This is a genomic window from Methylobacterium crusticola (assembly GCF_003574465.1).
Taxonomy (GTDB): Bacteria; Pseudomonadota; Alphaproteobacteria; order Rhizobiales; family Beijerinckiaceae; genus Methylobacterium; species Methylobacterium crusticola.
In genome coordinates, this window is the sequence record NZ_KZ984627.1 from 1 (window position 1) to 17,427 (window position 17,427).

The window sequence follows — 17,427 nt, forward strand, 5'->3', positions numbered from 1 at the left end:
CCCTGGCGCGCTCGCTCGCCAGCAGCGCCTCGGCGGCCCCGACCCGGGCCTCGGCCTCGGCGGCGGCGCGCCTGGCCTCCCCGCGCTCCCCGGCGGCGCCGTGCAGGGCGGCCTCGACCCGGGCCAGGACCGTGCCGACCTCGCGGCCGAGATGCGCGGCGCGGGCCTCGGCCTGGGCCGCGCGGGCGTTCGAGGCGCGCACCTTCTCGGTCGCGCGGCGCAGGAGGGTCAGGACGGTGGCGTGATCGATGCGCGAGGACATGCGGGGGCTCGGCTGCGGGGGACACGATTCGGCGCGGGAACCCCCACGACGCCCGCCGCGCGGGCCGCGGTCAAGGGCCGAGCGGCGCCGGCCGCGCTGATCCCGCGCCGGTGTGGTCCTGGCCGCGCTGTCCCGCGCCGGTGTGGTTACCGGCCGCGGCGGCCGGGGAGCGTCCGGCGCCGCGCCTCCCCCATCTGAGCGATCCCCCGGCCCGGTCGCGCGACTAAGGTCCGGCCTGCCGGCATTCCGCGGGCTCGGGAGAGGGAGACAGATGCTGAACGCGTCCTCCGCATCGACGCTCAACAGGACGTTCGGACCCGACCAGCCCTGCTACCGCGCCTACCTCGTCGACCACGACGACAGGCTCGTCTGGGCGGAACTGATCAATGCCAACGACGACCGGGATGCGGTCCGGTTCGCCCTGACGATGGTGGAGAACCACGCGATCGAGCTGTGGGACCGCGGCCGCTTCGTGATCAGGCTCGACGCACCGGCGCGGCGCCCGCTCGCCTGAGCGCCGCACGCGGCCGGGGCCGGGGCCGGGCCCGGGCGGCCGTGGACGCAAGGCCCGCGCGACCGCCGGACGTCGCAGGCCGGCCCGGTCCCCGCGCGGCGAACGCGTCGCATGGCGGGGACGGCGCGCATCGCCCAGACATCCCCCGACCGGCGCCGCCGCTGAGAGCGCGCCGCCGGCCCCCGGGCGCCCCGGCGCCCCGCACGGGGACACGCGTGATGAAGCTGCTCTTTGCTGCGACGCCGCTCACCGGGCACATCAACCCGCTCCTCTCCATCGCGGGCGCGGCGGCCTCGCGGGGCGACGACGTCGTGGTGACGACCTCGCGGGCGTTCTGCGGGCGGGTGGAGGAGGCGGGCCTCCGCTGCCTGACCTACGCGGACGACCACGCCGCCGAGTTCCGCGAGACCGCGCTCCCGGCGGGCCCGGAGCGCTATCGGCGGGAGTTCGAGCAGCGCTTCATCGACCGCATGCCGTTGCAGGCGCGGGTGCTGCACGACCTGATCGCCCGGGAGCGGCCGGACGCCGTCGTCGCCGGCAGCCTCTTCCTCGGCGTGCTGCCGCTGCTCCTCGACGCCCGCCCCCGGCCGCCGGTCGTCGTCGTCAACGTGAGCTTCCTGTTCCTCGACCGGCCCGACGGCGCGCCGGTCGGGCCGGGCCTGCCGCCGGCCCGGGACGCCGCCGAGGCGGCGCGCTACGCCGCGATCAGGGCGGCGGTCGATGCCGCGTTCACCAACCCGGTCCGGGCCTACACCGACCGGGCGCTCGCCGGCCTGGGCCTCGGCGGGCTCCCGGCCTCCCTGCCGCACGCGATCCTCACACTGCCGGACGCCCTCGTGCAGCTGACGATCCCGTCCTTCGAGTACCCGTTCGACCCGCTGCCGCGGACGGTGCACTTCGTCGGCGCCCTGCCGCCCCCGGCCTCCGCGGACCCGCGTCCCGGCTGGTGGCCGGACCTCGACGGGGGACGCCGCGTCGTGCTCGTCACGCAGGGCACCCTCGCCAACCAGGATCTCGGGGAACTCCTCGAGCCGACGCTCGCCGCCCTCGCGGCGCGCCAGGACCTGCTCGTGCTCGCGACGACGGGCGGGCGGCCCCTCGACGCGGTCCGCGGGCCGCTGCCCCCGAACGCCCGCGTCGCGACCTTCCTGCCCTTCGGCGACCTGATGCCGCGGATCGACGCGCTCGTGACGAACGGCGGCTACGGCACCGTGCTGGCGGCCCTCCAGGCCGGCCGGCCGATCGTGTCGGCCGGGCTGACCGAGGACAAGGCCGAGGTGGGCGCGCGCGTCGCCTGGTCCGGTGTCGGGCTCAACCTCGCCACGAACGCGCCCGACCCCGACAGCTTGAGCCGGAGCGTCGCGGCGGTGCTGGACGAGCCCCGCTACCGCGCGCGGGCCGGCGCGATGGCGGCGGAGTTCGCCCGCCACGACACGCCCGGCGAGATCCTGGCGGTGATCGACGCGACCTGCCGGGCGGCCGCGGCCTGACATCAGGGGCGCCGCGCCGGCCGCGATGCCGGCGCCGCGCGAGGTTGCGGTCCGGCGCCGCGCCGGTCCCGGGCTGGCCACGCCGCGGGGCTTGCCCATAATGCATCGAGGCGGCGCCGGGCCGCGCCAGGGGGAGCGCCCATGCGCGTCGTCGTCGACCTGAACCGCTGCCAGGCCTACGCCCAGTGCTGCTTCGCGGCCCCCGACAGCTTCGCCATCCACGGGCTCGAGGTGCTGGTCTACGACCCGGCGCCGCCGCCCGAGCGCCGCCGGGAGATCGAGCGGGCGGTCCAGGCCTGCCCGGTGCGCGCCATCCGGTTCGAGGCGGTGCCCGAGGCACCGCGGGACCGTGGCTGAGGCGTCCCGGGCCATCGTCGTCGGCGCCTCCCTGGCGGGCGTCAGGGGCGCCGAGGCCCTGCGGCGCGAGGGCCACCGGGGCCCGATCACGGTCGTGGGCGAGGAGCCGCACCCGCCCTACGACCGCCCGCCGCTCTCGAAGCGGGTGCTGACCGGCGAGGCGCGGCCGGACGGCCTGGCGCTACCGATGCATCGCGGCCTCGACCTGACTTGGCGCCTCGGCTGCCGGGCGGCCGGGCTCGACCTCGCGGCCCGGGCGGTGGTGCTGGCGAGCGGCGAGCGCCTGCCCTTCGACCGGCTGCTGATCGCCACCGGGACGCGGGCGCGGCCCTGGCCGGACGCCGGCGAGGCCGCCCTCGCGGGCGTCCACACGATCCGCAACCGGGACGACGCGGCCCGCCTGCGCGCCGCGCTCGCGGCGGGTCCCGCGCGGGTCCTCATCGTCGGGGCGGGCTTCATCGGCTGCGAGGCGGCTTCCGCCTGCCGCACCATCGGGCTGCCCGTCACCCTGGTCGACCCCAACCCGGCGCCGCTCGCCTCCGTGCTCGGCACCCGGGTCGGGTCCGTCGTCCAGGGACTCCTGAGGCAGGCCGGGGTCGATTACCGCCCCGGGACCCGCGTGGCGGCCCTGGAGGGCGACGCCTCGGGGCGGGTGCGGGCGGCGCGCCTGGCGGGCGGCGGCACGGTCGCCGCGGAGGTCGTCGTGGCGGCGCTCGGCGCCGTGCGCAACACCGAGTGGCTCGCGGGCGCGGGCGTCGCGGCGGATGCCGGGGGCGTGTCCTGCGACGGGGATTGCCGCGTCCTCGATACCCACGGCCAGCCCGTCGCGGGCGTGGTCGCGGCGGGCGACGTCGCGCGCTTTCCCCACCCGCTCGCGCAGGATGGCCCGGTCGCCTTCGAGCACTGGGGGCACGCCGTCGAGCAGGCCGAGCACGCCGCCCGCACCCTGGCCGGGCGCTCCGACGGGCACGGCCCCTACGCGGCGATGCCGGCCTTCTGGTCGAGCCAGTTCGACGTCAACATCAAGTCGGTCGGCCTCACGAACGGCGCGGACGCGGTCGCCGTCACCCAGGGCAGCCTCGCGGAGCGCCGCTTCGTGGCGGTCTACGGCCGGGCCGGCCGCACCGTGGCGGCGGTGTCCTTCGACTCCACCCGCTGGCTCCCGGCCTACGCGGCGCGGATCGAGGCGGGCGACGCGTTCCCGCCCATCGTCGGCGCCACCGACCAGGGCCGCTTCGCCCCGGCCGATCCCGGCTTCCCGACGCGCCCGGCGAGGACGTGAGCCCATGCCCGATCCGATGCTGTTCTCCGCGGTCAAGGACCCGGCCCACCGCCCGAACCCGTACCCGCTCTACGCGCGCCTGCGCGAGACACCAGTGGCGCGCCAGCACGACGGGACCTGCGTGGTGACCACCCACGCGGCGCTGCGCGCCCTCGTGTTCGATCCGCGCATCAGCTCCGAGGACCTGCCGGACGCCGCCCACGCCCGCACCGGCAACCCCCTGAAGGACTGGGTCATCAACCCGCTCAAGGACCGGATCCGCAGGGGGCACCGGCCGTTCATCTTCCGCGATCCGCCCGACCACGACGTGCTGCGCCGCCACGTCATGCGCCAGTTCACGCCCGAGCGGGTGCGGGCGATGCACGGCCGCGTCGACGCCCTGGTGGCGGACCTCCTCGACCGGCAGCGCGACGCCCGCACGATCGACCTCGTCGACGACTTCTCCTACCCGCTCCCCGTGACGGTGATCTGCGAGCTCCTCGGCGTGCCGCGGGAGGACGAGCCGCGCTTCCACGGCTGGGCGACGCAGCTCGCCACCGCCCTCGAGCCCGACATCCGCCAGGACGCGGCGGCGCTGGGCAGGAACATCGCGACCTTCGACGAGATCGCCGCCTACATGCAGGACCTCGTCCGGGCCAAGCGCCGGCACCCGCAGGACGATCTCCTCACCGCCCTCGCCACCCACGCGGACCCGAAGGTCGGCCGGATGGGCGATTACGACCTGATCGCGACCGCGATCCTCCTGCTGATCGCGGGCCACGAGACGACGGTCAACCTGATCACCAACGGGATGCTCACCCTGCTGCGATTCCCCGAGCACCTGGCGCGGCTGCGCGCCGATCCCGAGATCGCCCCGCGGCTGATCGAGGAGCTGCTGCGCTACGAGCCGCCGGTGCACTTCCGCACCCGCAAGGCCCTCGCGGACATCCGCCTGGAGGGGACGACGATCCCGGCGGGCGCCCCGGTCGTCCTGCTGTTCGCCTCCGGCAGCCGCGACCCGGCCCGGTTCCGCGACCCCGACCGCTTCGACCCGGACCGGGAGGACAACCAGCATTTCGGCTTCGGGGCCAGCCTTCACTTCTGCGTCGGCGCGCCCCTGGCGCGACTCGAGGCGGAGGCGGCGCTGGTGGCGCTGGCGCGGCGCCTCCGGGACCCGCGCCTGATCGAGGACCCGCCGCCCTACCGGCCGGGCGCGTCCCTGCGCGGGCCGGAGCACCTGCGGCTCGCGATCGACGGGGTGGCCTGAGCCGCCCCGGCGGCGGCGGGACCACGTGCGCCCGAGCGGGCGTCAGTCCGGCCGCAGCGCCGGGCCCGGCGCCCGCGGCCGGATGCCGGGCCGGGCGCCCTCCCGGTGCGGCCCGCGGGCGGGTTCATGTCCGTGGACCGGCTCATGTCCGCGGGCGGATTCGGGCCGCGGGACCGCATCGGGCCCGCGCCCGGAGCCCGGCGCCGCCCGGTCGAGGTCGGCCCGCAGGCGCGCGCCGGCGAAATCCATGAAGGTGCGGACCTTGGCGAGCGCCAGGCGCTCCGGCGAGGCCACGAGGTGGACCGGGACCGGCGGCGGCTCGTCGCCGGGCAGCAGGATCACCAGGCGCCCGTCCGCGACCTCCTGCTGGATCTTGTACGAGAACATCCGCACGATGCCCTCGCCGTCGATGGCCGCGCTCACGGCCGCCTCGTCGGCGTTCACCATCAGGCGGGGCCGGACCCGAACCGTCCGCGCGCCCCGGCCGCCCGGCGCCGGCGGGAAGGTCCAGACGTCGTCCGGGCTGGTCGGCTCGACGCCGATGCAGTCGTGGCCCGCGAGGTCCGCCAGGCACGCGGGCGCGGGCCGGCGCGCCAGGTAGGCCGGCGAGGCGCACAGGACGCGCCGGACCTCGCCGATGCGCAGCGCGATGAGGGCCGAGCTCGGCAGCGGCGCGATCCGCAGCGCCACGTCGATCCCCTCGTCCACGAGGCTCGTCATGCGGTTGAGCAGCAGGTAGCGGATCTGGACCGCCGGGTAGGCGCGCAGGAAGGCGCCGACGATCGGGCGCAGCACCCGGGTCCCGAACATGACCGGCGCCGTCACCGTGAGGACGCCGCGCGGGGCCGCCTGGTCGCCGGCCGCCGAGAGATCGGCCTCGTCGAGGTCCGTCAGCACGCGGCGGCAGACGGCGGCGTAGCGCGCGCCGACCTCCGTGAGCTGAAGCCGGCGCGCCGTGCGGTGCAGGAGCTGTGCCCCGACATGGGCCTCGAGGGACGCGACCGCCCGGGTGACGGCGGCCGGCGACCGGGCCAGGCGCCGGCCGGCGCCGGCGAGGCTGCCCTCGTCGAGCACGGCCACGAACACCCGCATGGCATCGAGACGGTCGGCCATCGTTGCGTCCCGCGAAAGGTGAGCTTTCGCAGCTTAGGCGTTCCGGGAAGCCGCGCAAAGGCTTAGCGTCCGGCCACTTCTCTCGTGCAGGGGGCTGCAAGTGGACGTTCCGACTCCTGTGAGTGCTTCGGCCGCGGCCGCTCCGGCGAAGGCGAGCCCGGATCCCGCGGCCGCCCCGGCGGTGACGCATCACCGCACCGCCTCGGTCGACGGGATCGAGATCTTCTACCGGGAGGCGGGCCCCGCGGGGGCGCCGGTCGTGCTCCTGCTGCACGGCTTTCCCACCTCCTCGCACATGTTCCGCAACCTGATCCCGCTCCTGGCCGACCGCTACCGCGTGATCGCCCCGGACTACCCGGGTTTCGGGCAGAGCGCGTCCCCGGACCGCGCGGGCTTCGCCTACGGCTTCGGCCGCTACGCCGACCTGATGGACGGGCTCCTCCGGCATCTCGGCGTGACGCGCTTCGCGATGTACGTGATGGATTACGGCGCCCCGGTCGGGTACCGGCTCGCGCTCAAGCACCCCGAGCGGGTGAGCGCGCTCATCGTCCAGAACGGCAACGCCTACGAGGAGGGCCTGCGGGAGTTCTGGGACCCCATCAAGGCCTACTGGCGCGAGGACACGCCCGCCCGGCGCGAGGCGCTCGGCTTCCTGGTCGCCCCCGAGACCACGAAGTTCCAGTACGTGGACGGCGTCCGCGACGTCTCGCGCATCGACCCGGACAACTGGCTGCACGACCAGGTCCTGCTCGACCGTCCGGGCAACCGCGACATCCAGCTCGACCTGTTCCGCGACTACGGCACGAACGTTCCGCTCTACCCCCAATTCCAGGCCTTCTTCCGCGCCCGGAAGCCGCCGACCCTGATCGTCTGGGGCAAGAACGACACGATCTTCCCGGCCGAGGGCGCCACCCCGTACCTGCGCGACCTGCCCGACGCGGAGCTTCACCTGCTCGATACCGGGCACTTCGCGCTCGAGGACAAGCTGGACGAGATGGCGCCCCTGATCCGGACCTTCCTCGACCGGCATCTCGCGGCGTCCTGACGGGCGCCGGATCGCCCGCGCTTCCGCGGCGCGCGCCGTTTTCCGCCGCCCGGAACGGCGGCGCGCGCTCCGGCGAGCGACAGGGCCTCTCCGGGGGGAGGGGGTCGAGCGTGGCGGCGTCGGTGGCGGAGCGCGCGAAGTCGGACTTGCGCACGCGCGCGCCGGCATCCGGGGCGCCGGCGCCGCCGGCCAGGAGGCGGGCCCCCGCAACCGTGCTCGTCGTCGCGACGGGGGCGCCTTCGCCGAACGGCGCGAAGCCGCCTCGGCGCTCTTCCAGTTCGCGACCTCGGGGGAGCGTGCGCCGCACCGGCCCCCCGCTCAGGGTGTCCGGCGCGCCGGCTCGAACCGGACGAGGACGTAGCCCGATCCCGGCGTCGTCGCGAACTGCGTCGGCGGGGATTTCTGCTGGTCGTCGGCGTTGTCGACGATGTCCAGGCGGTCGTCGGACACGCGGTAGATCCCGCGCCACTCGCCGCGCAGGCTCGGCCCCTCGTCCTGGTGGAAGGCGATGCTGGCCGGCCGGGTCGACGGATCGGTGGCGTATCGTCCCCCGAAGAGAAGCCGGCCGTCCCGCGTGATCCGGAACCGGTCCTGCGTGAGGGTCAGGCGATGGCCCACGAGCTCCGGCGCCGGCATGCCGTCCCGCTCCGCCGCGACGGCGTGCCAGGTCTGCTGCAAGGCCGTGCGCTCCGCCTCGTCGTCGGCGGGCCACGCCGCCGTGGCGAAGCCGAGAGACAGGGTGAGTGCAAGGCCGAGCCGTCTCATGAGCGTGCCTCCCGTGTCGCGCCGCGAGCGCGAGAGGGCGGTTGTAGCGCACCGGACGGCGCTTGTGGCCCATCCGCGCCGGAGCGGCGCGCCGGCCCGAGCCGCGGCGGCGTCCGGGTCGGCGGGGACCTTGGAGCGGTCGGGCGTCCGGCGACGCGAGCGGCCCCGGCCTGCCGGCGCACGCCGCCCGGCCCGGGGCCCGGGGACCGATCCGCCGGACGGCTCAGTGTCCGCAATGGGCCGCACCGCCGGCCGCCGTGCAGACGATCTCCAGCAGGAAGCGGGACGCCTGGCGCTGCACCTCGTCGCCGAGCTGGGCGACCGCCGGGCCGAGCGCCGCGGCGCTCACGAGCAGCCCGGCCGCGACCGCCGCCGCCACGGCGATCGTCAGGGACGGGCCGGCGCTGCGATCGGCCCGCAATGCTGCGGGCCCGTGTCCGGCAGGATCGAGGCGGCCGGACCTGCCGGACCTCGGCAGCCGAGCAACGGCCAGAGCTATCATGGTTCTCTCCGGCTTCAGAGCACGTCGGAACGCAGTAGCGATGGCCTGGCATAGACGGGCCCGCCCCGTGGTTTCTGTGCGGCGCCGCACCGGACTTCCGGAGGCGGCCGCCTCGACCCGGCGGCGGCCGGCCCGGCCGCCGTGGTCGGCCCTTCGACGCACCTGCGTTCCGCGCCATCATCCGCCGCGTCTCGAGGCGCGGCGGGGTGCCGGGCCCCGCGGAGGCACCACGCCATGGGGATCCGGCTGGCCTTCGCGCCCTTCATCGCCTTCGCGGTGGTCGACCGGATCGTCGGGCCCACCGAGGGCCTGATCGCGGGAGCGCTGATCGCCGCGGCCTTCGTCGTCCGGGACGCGGTGACGCCGGCGCGCAGTCCCAAGGTCCTGGAGATCGGCACGGCGCTCCTGTTCTGCGCCCTGGCGCTCTACGCGGTGCTCGGCTCCCCCGCCTGGTCGGTCGTCGGCGTGCGGCTCCGCGTCGATGCCGGCCTCCTGGTGATCGTGCTCGCCACCATGGCGCTCGGGCGTCCCTTCACGGTGCCGTACGCGCGGGAGCAGGTCGACCCCGCGTTCCACCACACGCCGGAGTTCCTGCGCACCAACACCATCATCACGGGCGCGTGGGCGCTCGCCTTCGCGGTGATGGTCGCGGCCGAACTGGCCCTCCTCTACCTGCCCCAGGTGCCCCATCGCGTCGGCGTCCTGGCCATCGTGCTGGCCCTCGTCGGAGCCGTGAAGTTCTCCGGCTGGTACCCCGGCCACGTGAGGCGGAAGGCCGGCGCCTGACCGCGCCGCCGGCCGCCTGCAACCCGCAGGGAGCCGCCTCCGGCGCATCGCCGGCCCGGACGCGAGCCCAGTGCTGCCCGATCAGGCCGGCACGGCGTTCGACTAGCCCATCGCTCCTTCCCCGGCGGCGCGCGTGAACGCATCCCGTTCACACGAGCCTCATCCCGGTCGAGGTGAGCGGGTGCGCGCCCGCGAGGGGCCAAGGCCGAGCCCGCCGTGCGACCTTCAGCAGAACAGTCGCGCCGAGTAAGCACGGCAACAGGCCGGCGGACGCCACCCATCGCTGTCGCGGCCAAGACTGACTAAGCCAGTGAAATCCCGTGCCCGTCTGGGCACGCTGCTTGCGAGAATCGCCAGTATATCCTGGGAGGATCTTGAAGTGTACCATTTCGATACGTTCGCTGCCAGTGCCGAGAAGGCTCCGATCGGCTGTGTTCCGGAGGGGGACGACCAGCCCGGGACGGGCCAGGCCGGGACGGGCCAGGCCGGGAACGCCCAACCGGCGAAGGTCGACGCGGCGCCGGTCAAGCCCACGGTCGTGATCATCGAGCCGCGCCAACTCGTGCGCGAGTGCCTCAGCCGGTGCCTGGCCGCCGCCATCCCGGACCACGAGATCGTCACCTACGCGTCGATCGACGCCTGGGACCGCGCCGGGATCGGCCACCGCGACGGCGACATGGTGGTGCTCTACTACGACCCCCGCGAGGCCGTCCGGAGCGGGTCCTCGCGGGAGGCCGCGCTCCTGTCGCGGCTCGGACCCGGTGCCAACGTCGTGCTCCTGTGCGACAGCGAGGATCCCGGCGAGATCATCGCGCGCCTCAACGAGGGCGCCCGCGGCTACATCCCGACGAACGTCAGCCTCAAGGTGGCGATCGAGGCGATGCGCCTCGTGCGCGCCGGCGGCGTCTTCGTGCCGGCGAGCTGCCTGCTCCAGCGGCACGAGGACGCCGCCTCGGCCGATCCGCGCAGCCAGTTCACACCGCGCCAGGCTGCCGTCCTCGAGCGCCTGCGGAAGGGCAAGGCCAACAAGATCATCGCTTTCGATCTCGACATGAAGGAGAGCACCGTCAAGGTCCACGTGCGCAACATCATGAGACGTCTCGGCGTCACCAACAGAACAGAGGTCGTCGTTCGTACATTCGATCTTAAGTGAATGTCGGTGCGCGCACCGGAAATCCGCTCGACCCAGAGGCGGCCCCTTGGCAGCCGGAGCCGCCGACCTCCGTCGTCCGGCGGGGACCCGCGGCGGCACAGGAGGAGGCGCCGACCTGACCTGATAAGACCGGGGCGGGAACCACGCGCGGCGGCGCGCGCAACTCTCGAGTTTGACAAGCGTTGTTAGTACTTTGTGGAGGAAGACATGAAGGCATTAGGTTCCAGAGCCGCGTGCGTCCTGGGTGCCGCAATCGCCGCCACGCTGTCGCCGGCCCTGGCCGGCGACAACACGACGTTCGCGGCGCTCCCGCAAACCGGCCGGTCCGGCGATACGACGTGGAACATGCCCTGGCAGCTGACCCCGGCGTCCCAGGCCTCCGTGGCGCAGGGTGAGAACACCATCGTGTCGTACGTCCCGGGCTACGGCTTCATGCGGGGCACCATGCAGGCCCTGCGCTTCATCTACACGCCCCTGCCGGTGGGCCGGGGCCGCAACGAGACCGTCGACGCCTGCCAGACGGTGGTGGCGAGTGCGGCGGCGGCCCTCGGAGCCGTGCGGGTGGAGGCGAGCTCGGCCGGCCCCCAGACCCGCACGCCGGAGGGCTACGTCGCCCCGGTCGCGTTCCGCATCCTCTACGCGCGCAACACCGGCTCCGAGAACCTGGAGGTCCGCGCGGGCGTGCTGAGCTGCAAGGTCGACCGCGCCGGCAAGATCCTCGACGCCACGGCGTGAGTCCCGCCCGACCGCGGCCGGGTCCCTCGGGCCGGGCCCGCCGCCGCGGCGGTGGGCCGTTTCGCGCGGCCGCCCGGGCGGATTGCACCGGCGGATTCGCCTGCGGCGCGACCGCGAGGATCGCGGCCCGCGCCGTCGCGCCCGCCCGCGGCGGCGCGCGNTCAGCGCGGCGTCAACGAAAGCTCGGGGCGAGACCCAGCAGGACCGAGGCCACGAAGCCCATGTCCAGGACGAGCACGGCGACCCCGGCATCCATGAGGACCGTCAGCAACGGCTGAGCGTGAATCGCGCCGGCGACGCCGGTGGCGATCGCGAGGATCGTGGCGAGGGCGATCAGCCAGGGCCAGGGCAGGCTCAGTCCTGCGGCACCACCGAGGCCCGCGATACAGAAGTACGACATTGTTGCAGCCAATCGGGTTCGATCAGCATCGTACTCGGAAAGCAGACGCTATCAAGACGTGCTTGAGCTCAATTTCAAGGCACGGACAATCGCGAGATCTTGAGCTATTGTGCGGCGCAGTGTGAAACAGATTGGGGACCGCCGAATGACTTGTGCACTGCAACAACTACCAGATTACATACGACACGATTTTGTAGGCGACCCAGCTGATAAAGAGCGCCCAATTCACCGTCAATGCCAGCAGAACAACAAGGAATGCGAGCATTGGCAATCTGGACGATGCTTCCAGCGCAACGCTTTTCGGATCCGGCGAGTTCATTGCAATTTGACGACCTTCAACAAACGCATGATGATTATCGGTCTCGGTGTCAACGTTCATGTTGCCGGCCTATTTCAACGACAAAAATCATATGCTTGTATTTTCGGGAAGTCGACTTCGCCTGCGGACGATTGTAGTGATTCGATTGTCTCAAATTTTCATGATGAAGCGCTCACCGGAAACCTGGGCTGGCGAACATTGTTCCGTCCAGCGCCGGCGCGATGTGAGTGCGCCGAGCCCGGTGTGTCTCTCCGAGGCGGGATCCATGCAGATCTGATGCCGTTCGCGGCGTGCCGGGTGGGTCCCGCTGTCGCGGCCGGACCGGGCCCGCCGGGGAACGCCCGCGCTGCGCCCGCCCGGCGCGCACCGGGGCAGGCGGCCGCCCGCGTCGATCCGAATGGCCCCCGGGGCGCGCGGGTGTCACCCCGACGTGCCGGCTACCCGCCTGCCGAGAGTTCGGCCGCGACGCGTCCGCGACCCGCGGGGTCGCCCGCAGGAACGTCAGGACGGTTTCGCCCGAGACCGCCCGGCCCCGTCACGGGGAGCGTGGCGCCTCCACGGTGCCGGTGAGGGCGACGCCGCCCCGTCGTGCGTCGGGCGGGCGCGGCCGGCCTGCGCCCGTCCCCCATCGGCTCAGGCCGCGCCACCTCGCGTCCGAGCGCGCATCGGCCTCGCTGGGGCGGGAATTGCAGTCCCCGCCGGCTACGCCGCCGGCTCCCGCGCCAGGGCACCGCCGTTGCCGGCGCGCTCCGTCTCGGTCGCCGAGGCCGCGAGTGCGACGCGGTCGGGCACGTCCTCCTCCGAGCCCCACCAGATCGTCTCGCCGGTGCTCATCCGGGCGTACCGGGCCAGCCCGCACACGCCGACCTCGACGAGCCGCCCGCCCTGCCAGGCCCGATCTCCGACACGCATCGCCACGGTTCCTCCGTCTCGCTCCCCACACGAACAGCCGGAGGCGGTCACAGGTTCAAACGATTATCGTCGGACGGGCCTGCGCCGCGACCCGGGCGCGACGTCGAGACGTGGCCGGCGGCTCAGGCCGGATCGCGCGCGGGCGCGGGCAGCGGCTCGCCGACGGGGAGAGCCGGCGACAGCCCGGTGCGCCGGGGCGGGTCTCGATCCACCCCCGTCCTGCCGATCTGAAGGAAATCCGTTGATCATCCGGTTCGCGATCCCGACCTCAAGTCATCGAGATCGCTGGCGCTCCCAAGGGACGCGAACCCCTGTTCTCACCGTGAAAGAGTTTCTCTCAAGTCCATTCGTGCCCGCGGCTGTTTTCGAAAGCTGTTTTATCGCAGACCGTTAGTCCGCAGCTATCCAAGCTTGTGTGTGGCTGTCCATCCACGCGTATTGGACATCCGTTGGACACGGATCAGGAAGACGCATGCCATGGCCCGTACTGTCCGAGATGCCAATCCCGACTCCCGCACCGCCCGCGCTCGCCTTGAGCCTCGCGGCAAGCCGTACTTCCGCAATCTCGAACCGGGCCTGCATCTCGGCTATCGCAAGGCGGCCAAGGGCGCCGGTAAGTGGGTCGCCCGCCACTGCACCGGGGAGCAAGCCTACGAGGTCGAGACGCTGGCGACGGCCGACGACTTCTCCGACCCGGACGGCCTCGCGATCCTAAGCTTCCGGCAGGCACAAGAGCGGGCCCGAGAGCGCATGGTGCAGCGGGCGCACGCCGCGGCCGGCAAGACCAGCCCGCTGACCGTCAGGGACGCCCTGGAGACGTACCTCGACTTCCTGGACGCCAACCGGAAGTCCGGCCTGGACGCCCGCCACCGAGCCGGGGCGTTCATCTATCCGCCTCTCGGCGAGATCGAGAAGCTGACGACCGCGAAGCTCGACAAGTGGCTCACCGGTCTGGCGAAGGCGCCGCCGCGGATCCGGTCAAAGGCAGGGGCCGAGCAGCGCTACCGCGTCATAGCTGACGACCACGAGCTGTTCCGACAGCAGTGACGCTCAGCACTCCCATGTCTCACCCGTCAGCCGTGCTGTCTCGGCGTTCCCCATCCAGTCCTGATCGACGTCGATAGCTATGCTGTAGACCGACAAGAACACCGCCACGTGGCGGGGTGCGAGGTGACGAAGCGCTGCACGGAAGCCGTTGGAATGGGTGCCACAGGCTTCGTCGCGGAGGCTCGCGATGAGGCATTGCGCGATCGGGCCTCGCCCTCGCGGGAGGAGGGCGAGGCCGGGGTCGTCAGACCGAGACGGCCTGGGACAGCGCCGCAGCCGGCGCGCGCCTCCGATCGAGGACCGAGACCAGGACGGCCGTCAGGAACGCGACCGGCATCGTCACGATGGTGGGCGGATCCAGGGGGAAGATGGGTGCGGCGTTGCCCAGCACCTTGACCCAGACCGGCGGCCCGAGGACCGTGAGGAGGACCGCGCCGACGAGACCGACCACGCCGCCCGCGATGGCCCCGCGGGTCGTCAGCCCGCGCCAGTAGAGCGCCAGGATCAGGAGCGGCAGGGTCGAGCTGCAGCTGACCGCGTAGGCGAGGCTGATCATGTAGGCGACGTTCTGGGTCTGGAAGGCGATCCCGAGCAGGACCGACAGGACGCCGAGGCACACGGTGGCGAGGCGCGAGACCCGGATCTCGCTGCGTTCCGTCGCGCTGCGGCGCCCGATGATGCGGGCGTAGAGGTCGTGCGAGACCGCCGAGGCGCCCGTCAGCGTCAATCCCGCGACCACTGCCAGGATCGTGGCGAACGCGACCGCCGAGACGAGGCCCATGAGCCTATCGCCGCCGAGCGCGTGGGACAGGTGGATGGTCGCCATGTTGCCGCCGCCCCGGATGGCGCCCCGGGCGTCGAGATAGGCTGCATCGCCGCCGATGACGGCGAGCGCACCGAACCCGATCACGAAAATGAGGGCGAAGAAGCCGCTCTGGCACATCACGGCCCAGAACACCGACACACGGGCCGCGCGGGCGTCCGGGACGGTGAAGAAGCGCATCAGCACGTGCGGCAGGCCCGCCGTCCCGAGCATCAGCGTCATGCCGAGGGACACCGACTGCCAGACGCTGCCGGAATAGACCTGCGGCATCATGATGGCGGCGTGCCTGGGATGCACGGCGACGGCCCGGGCGACCAGGCTGTCGTAGTTGAAGCCGAACGAGGCCAGCACCAATAGGGAGATCGCGATGCCGGCGCCGAGCAGCAGCACGGCCTTGACGATCTGCACCCAGGTCGTGGCGACCATGCCGCCGAACATCACGTAGCAGATCATCAGCGCACCGACGAGGATCTGCGCGTAGAGATAGTCCAGGCCGAACAGCAGCCGGATGAGCTGGCCCGCCCCGACCATCTGGGCGATGAGGTAGAACATCACGATGACGAGCGTCGCGACCGCGGTGAAGATCCGGATCGGCGTCTCCGCCAGGCGCGTCGCCAGCACGTCGGCCACCGTGTAGCGGCCGAGCTTTCTGAGCCGCTCCGCCACCAGGAAGACGACGAAGGGCAGGCCGGTCGCGTAGCCGACGGCGAAGATGAGGCCGTCGAAGCCGGAGGCGCAGATCAGCCCGGCCAGGCCCAGGAGGGCCCCCGCCGAGATCATGTCGCCGGCGAGCGCAATGCCGTTCTGGAAGCCGGAAATCTGGCCGCCCGCGGCGTAGAACTGGTCCGCCGAGGTGGCGCGCCGCGCCGCCCAGTAGGTGATGCCGAGCGTCACGAGGACGATCGCGACGAACATCGTCACCGCCGCGACGTTCATGCCGCCGCCCGGTTCGGCCGCGAAGGCCGGCGTGGCGCCACCCAGGACGACGAGGCCGGCGGGGAGGAGGCTGCGCATGATCTCTCGCTCCTTCAGCGCGCGGTGAGACGGTTGGCCAGCAGGACGTAGAGCCCGGTCAGGACCATCGTGGAGAGGATGACGAGCAGGCCGCCGACCGTCGCGACCGTGACGGCCATCCCGGGCGCGACCGGCCGCGTCATCGTGGCGGGAGACGCGATGAAGGTGCCGACGAAGCTGCCGTAGATCAGCGTCTGGATCAGCGCCATGATCCAGCCGAGTCGAGCCTGCGGCAGGTCGTTGTTCGGTGCTCGGGCAAGTGTGCGATCGGCTGACATGACGTGGCCTCCGGCTCTGGATGCGAGGGGTGATCGCGGGACAGGGCCGCTACTCGGCCGCCTTGGGAAAGTCGCCCGGATCGGCGCCGACGACGCGGCCGAAACCGTTGTTGACGCGGCTGCGCTGATACTTGTTCAGCCAGGTGCTGAACTGGACGGGCAGCATGTCGTAGGGGCGCTCCTCACCCAGGACCATCGCGGCGTAGACGGGCCAGTGCGGGTTGGCGAGCATCGGCCGGCCGAGCATGACGAGGTCGACGTGCCCCTCCCTGACGATCGCGTCCGCGAAGGTGGGATCGGCGAGGTTCCAGTTCGCGGCCGTCAGGACGCCGGCCTCCGTCCGGATGCGCTGCGCCGCCGGGACCATGAAGCCCTCCTCGTCCCAGGGCGTCTGGGCACGGCCCGAATTGCCGCCGAACGACACGTCCACGAGGTCGAGGCCGCGGGGTGCGAGCAGGCGGGCGAGCTCCACCGATTCGTCGATCGTCTGACCGCCGGGCGCGAACTCGTTCACGCCGAACCGCATCGAGAGCGGCAGCCGCTCGGGCCACTCCGAGCGCACCGCCTCGAACACTTCGACGAGGAGCCGGCTGCGGCCCGCGAAGTCGCCGCCGTACCCGTCGGTGCGCTGGTTGGCGAGTGGCGAGAAGAAGCTCGACAGCAGGAAGCCGTGCGCGCAATGGATCTCCAGCCACTGGAAGCCGGCCTCGCGCGCCCGGCGCGCGGCGTCCGCGTAGTGCCGCGTGACGTCCCGGATGTCGTCGTGGGTCATGGCGCGGGGAACGCGCGGCATGACCCCGCCGAAGGCATTGGCGGAGGGTCCGATCATCTCCCAGGCGTCGGGATGGTCCTCGGGCAGGTGCCCGCCGCCCTTCCACGGCGGCTCGACGCAGCCCCGGCGGCCCGTATGGCCCAGCTGGATGCCCGGGAGCGCGCCCACCGAGGCAACGAAGCGGGCGATGCGCGCCAGCGCCTCGCCCTGCTCGTCGTTCCAGATGCCCGCGCACTGGGTCGACATGCGGCCCTCCGGCGCCACCGCGGCCTGCTCGACCATCACGAGCGCGGCGCCGCCCGCGGCCTTGGAGCCCAGATGCGCGAGGTGCCAGTCGGTGACGAGGCCGTCCGGGGACGAGAACTGCGTCATCGGCGACACCGCGATCCGGTTGCGCAGCGTGACGTCCCGAACCTGGAGTTCGCTGAAGAGTGAAGATGTCACGGTGGGTCCCCCTCACGGGCATGTCCGACCAAGCCTGCTGCCCGAGCCTTCCGCTCAAGCCTTCTGCCGGAGAAACGTGCGACGTGCTCGAAAATCGACCAATATAAACGAGAAACGGGCATCCGAATGCCTGCTCCCCCGCTGCCGATGACTTGCTCGGGCCGAAGA

General features: G+C 72.8%; 19 protein-coding genes and 1 pseudogene. 10 read left to right on the forward strand and 10 right to left on the reverse strand.

Translation table 11 applies throughout. From position 1 onward, the window contains the following. A pseudogene (locus DT057_RS02995) lies at positions 1–262 on the reverse strand (hypothetical protein); the annotation flags it as partial. A 271-nt stretch (positions 263–533) separates the two neighbouring features. Between DT057_RS02995 and DT057_RS03000 the strand changes: the two are divergent. The 5 genes from DT057_RS03000 (at position 534) to DT057_RS03020 (ending at position 5,151) form a co-directional block, all read left to right on the forward strand. Further along, complete coding sequence (locus tag DT057_RS03000; protein WP_128560643.1) at positions 534–776, forward strand: hypothetical protein; 243 nt, start codon at positions 534–536, stop codon at positions 774–776. A 218-nt stretch (positions 777–994) separates the two neighbouring features. After that, positions 995–2,266, forward strand: coding sequence for a nucleotide disphospho-sugar-binding domain-containing protein (locus tag DT057_RS03005; RefSeq protein WP_128560644.1), 1,272 nt, complete (start codon positions 995–997; stop codon positions 2,264–2,266). Between the two features lie 141 nt (positions 2,267–2,407). Then, positions 2,408–2,623 (forward strand): ferredoxin, encoded by a 216-nt coding sequence (locus tag DT057_RS03010; protein WP_128560645.1) that lies wholly within the window; start codon positions 2,408–2,410, stop codon positions 2,621–2,623. After that, complete coding sequence (locus DT057_RS03015; RefSeq protein WP_128560646.1) at positions 2,616–3,905, forward strand: NAD(P)/FAD-dependent oxidoreductase; 1,290 nt, start codon at positions 2,616–2,618, stop codon at positions 3,903–3,905. Before DT057_RS03010 ends, DT057_RS03015 begins: the two co-directional genes overlap by 8 nt. A 4-nt stretch (positions 3,906–3,909) precedes the next feature. Beyond that, positions 3,910–5,151: a cytochrome P450 gene (locus DT057_RS03020; protein WP_128560647.1), complete on the forward strand. Its 1,242-nt coding sequence runs from the start codon at positions 3,910–3,912 to the stop codon at positions 5,149–5,151. 42 nt (positions 5,152–5,193) lie between these two features. On the opposite strand, the gene DT057_RS03025 is transcribed toward DT057_RS03020, so the two are convergent. Beyond that, on the reverse strand, positions 5,194–6,264 hold the full coding sequence (locus DT057_RS03025; protein ID WP_128560648.1) for a LysR family transcriptional regulator: 1,071 nt from the start codon (positions 6,262–6,264) through the stop codon (positions 5,194–5,196). A 118-nt stretch (positions 6,265–6,382) separates the two neighbouring features. Between DT057_RS03025 and DT057_RS03030 the strand changes: the two genes are divergently transcribed. Beyond that, positions 6,383–7,309 carry an alpha/beta fold hydrolase gene (locus tag DT057_RS03030; protein ID WP_238312829.1) on the forward strand — a complete coding sequence of 309 codons (927 nt, stop codon included), beginning with the start codon at positions 6,383–6,385 and terminating at the stop codon, positions 7,307–7,309. 318 nt (positions 7,310–7,627) lie between these two features. Here DT057_RS03030 and DT057_RS03035 read toward each other — a convergent pair whose 3' ends face one another. Both DT057_RS03035 and DT057_RS03040 read right to left on the reverse strand, forming a co-directional pair. Continuing rightward, positions 7,628–8,074: a TIGR03067 domain-containing protein gene (locus DT057_RS03035; protein ID WP_128560650.1), complete on the reverse strand. Its 447-nt coding sequence runs from the start codon at positions 8,072–8,074 to the stop codon at positions 7,628–7,630. A 223-nt stretch (positions 8,075–8,297) separates the two neighbouring features. Then, complete coding sequence (locus DT057_RS03040) at positions 8,298–8,576, reverse strand: hypothetical protein (protein WP_128560651.1); 279 nt, start codon at positions 8,574–8,576, stop codon at positions 8,298–8,300. A gap of 234 nt (positions 8,577–8,810) precedes the next feature. Here DT057_RS03040 and DT057_RS03045 point away from each other — a divergent pair, with 234 nt between their 5' ends. From DT057_RS03045 to DT057_RS03055, 3 genes are all read left to right on the forward strand, one after another. After that, a complete protein-coding gene (locus tag DT057_RS03045; protein ID WP_128560652.1) occupies positions 8,811–9,362 on the forward strand; it encodes a hypothetical protein in 552 nt (183 codons plus the stop codon). Between the two features lie 379 nt (positions 9,363–9,741). Beyond that, positions 9,742–10,515, forward strand: a complete 774-nt coding sequence (locus tag DT057_RS03050; RefSeq protein WP_128560653.1) for a response regulator transcription factor — start codon at positions 9,742–9,744, stop codon at positions 10,513–10,515. 345 nt (positions 10,516–10,860) lie between these two features. Further along, complete coding sequence (locus tag DT057_RS03055) at positions 10,861–11,250, forward strand: hypothetical protein (protein WP_128560654.1); 390 nt, start codon at positions 10,861–10,863, stop codon at positions 11,248–11,250. 172 nt (positions 11,251–11,422) lie between these two features. Here DT057_RS03055 and DT057_RS03060 read toward each other — a convergent pair whose 3' ends face one another. The 3 genes from DT057_RS03060 to DT057_RS03070 all read right to left on the reverse strand — a co-directional run bounded on the left by DT057_RS03060 (position 11,423) and on the right by DT057_RS03070 (position 12,881). Beyond that, positions 11,423–11,650 (reverse strand): hypothetical protein, encoded by a 228-nt coding sequence (locus DT057_RS03060; protein ID WP_128560655.1) that lies wholly within the window; start codon positions 11,648–11,650, stop codon positions 11,423–11,425. Positions 11,651–11,816: 166 nt separating this feature from the next. Continuing rightward, positions 11,817–12,029: a hypothetical protein gene (locus DT057_RS03065; RefSeq protein ID WP_128560656.1), complete on the reverse strand. Its 213-nt coding sequence runs from the start codon at positions 12,027–12,029 to the stop codon at positions 11,817–11,819. A 642-nt stretch (positions 12,030–12,671) separates the two neighbouring features. Beyond that, entirely contained in the window at positions 12,672–12,881 is a 210-nt protein-coding gene (locus DT057_RS03070; protein ID WP_128560657.1) for a hypothetical protein, read from the reverse strand. Between the two features lie 477 nt (positions 12,882–13,358). Here DT057_RS03070 and DT057_RS03075 point away from each other — a divergent pair, with 477 nt between their 5' ends. Next, positions 13,359–13,928, forward strand: coding sequence for a hypothetical protein (locus DT057_RS03075; RefSeq protein WP_203236169.1), 570 nt, complete (start codon positions 13,359–13,361; stop codon positions 13,926–13,928). A 244-nt stretch (positions 13,929–14,172) separates the two neighbouring features. On the opposite strand, the gene DT057_RS03080 is transcribed toward DT057_RS03075, so the two are convergent. The 3 genes from DT057_RS03080 to DT057_RS03090 are packed head-to-tail and all read right to left on the reverse strand — an operon-like array spanning position 14,173 to position 17,259. Continuing rightward, a complete protein-coding gene (locus DT057_RS03080; RefSeq protein ID WP_203236170.1) occupies positions 14,173–15,765 on the reverse strand; it encodes a sodium:solute symporter family transporter in 1,593 nt (530 codons plus the stop codon). Positions 15,766–15,779: 14 nt separating this feature from the next. Next, positions 15,780–16,043 carry a DUF485 domain-containing protein gene (locus DT057_RS03085; protein WP_128560659.1) on the reverse strand — a complete coding sequence of 88 codons (264 nt, stop codon included), beginning with the start codon at positions 16,041–16,043 and terminating at the stop codon, positions 15,780–15,782. 49 nt (positions 16,044–16,092) lie between these two features. Then, positions 16,093–17,259: an NADH:flavin oxidoreductase/NADH oxidase gene (locus tag DT057_RS03090; RefSeq protein WP_128560660.1), complete on the reverse strand. Its 1,167-nt coding sequence runs from the start codon at positions 17,257–17,259 to the stop codon at positions 16,093–16,095. Between the last annotated feature and the right edge of the window lie 168 nt (positions 17,260–17,427).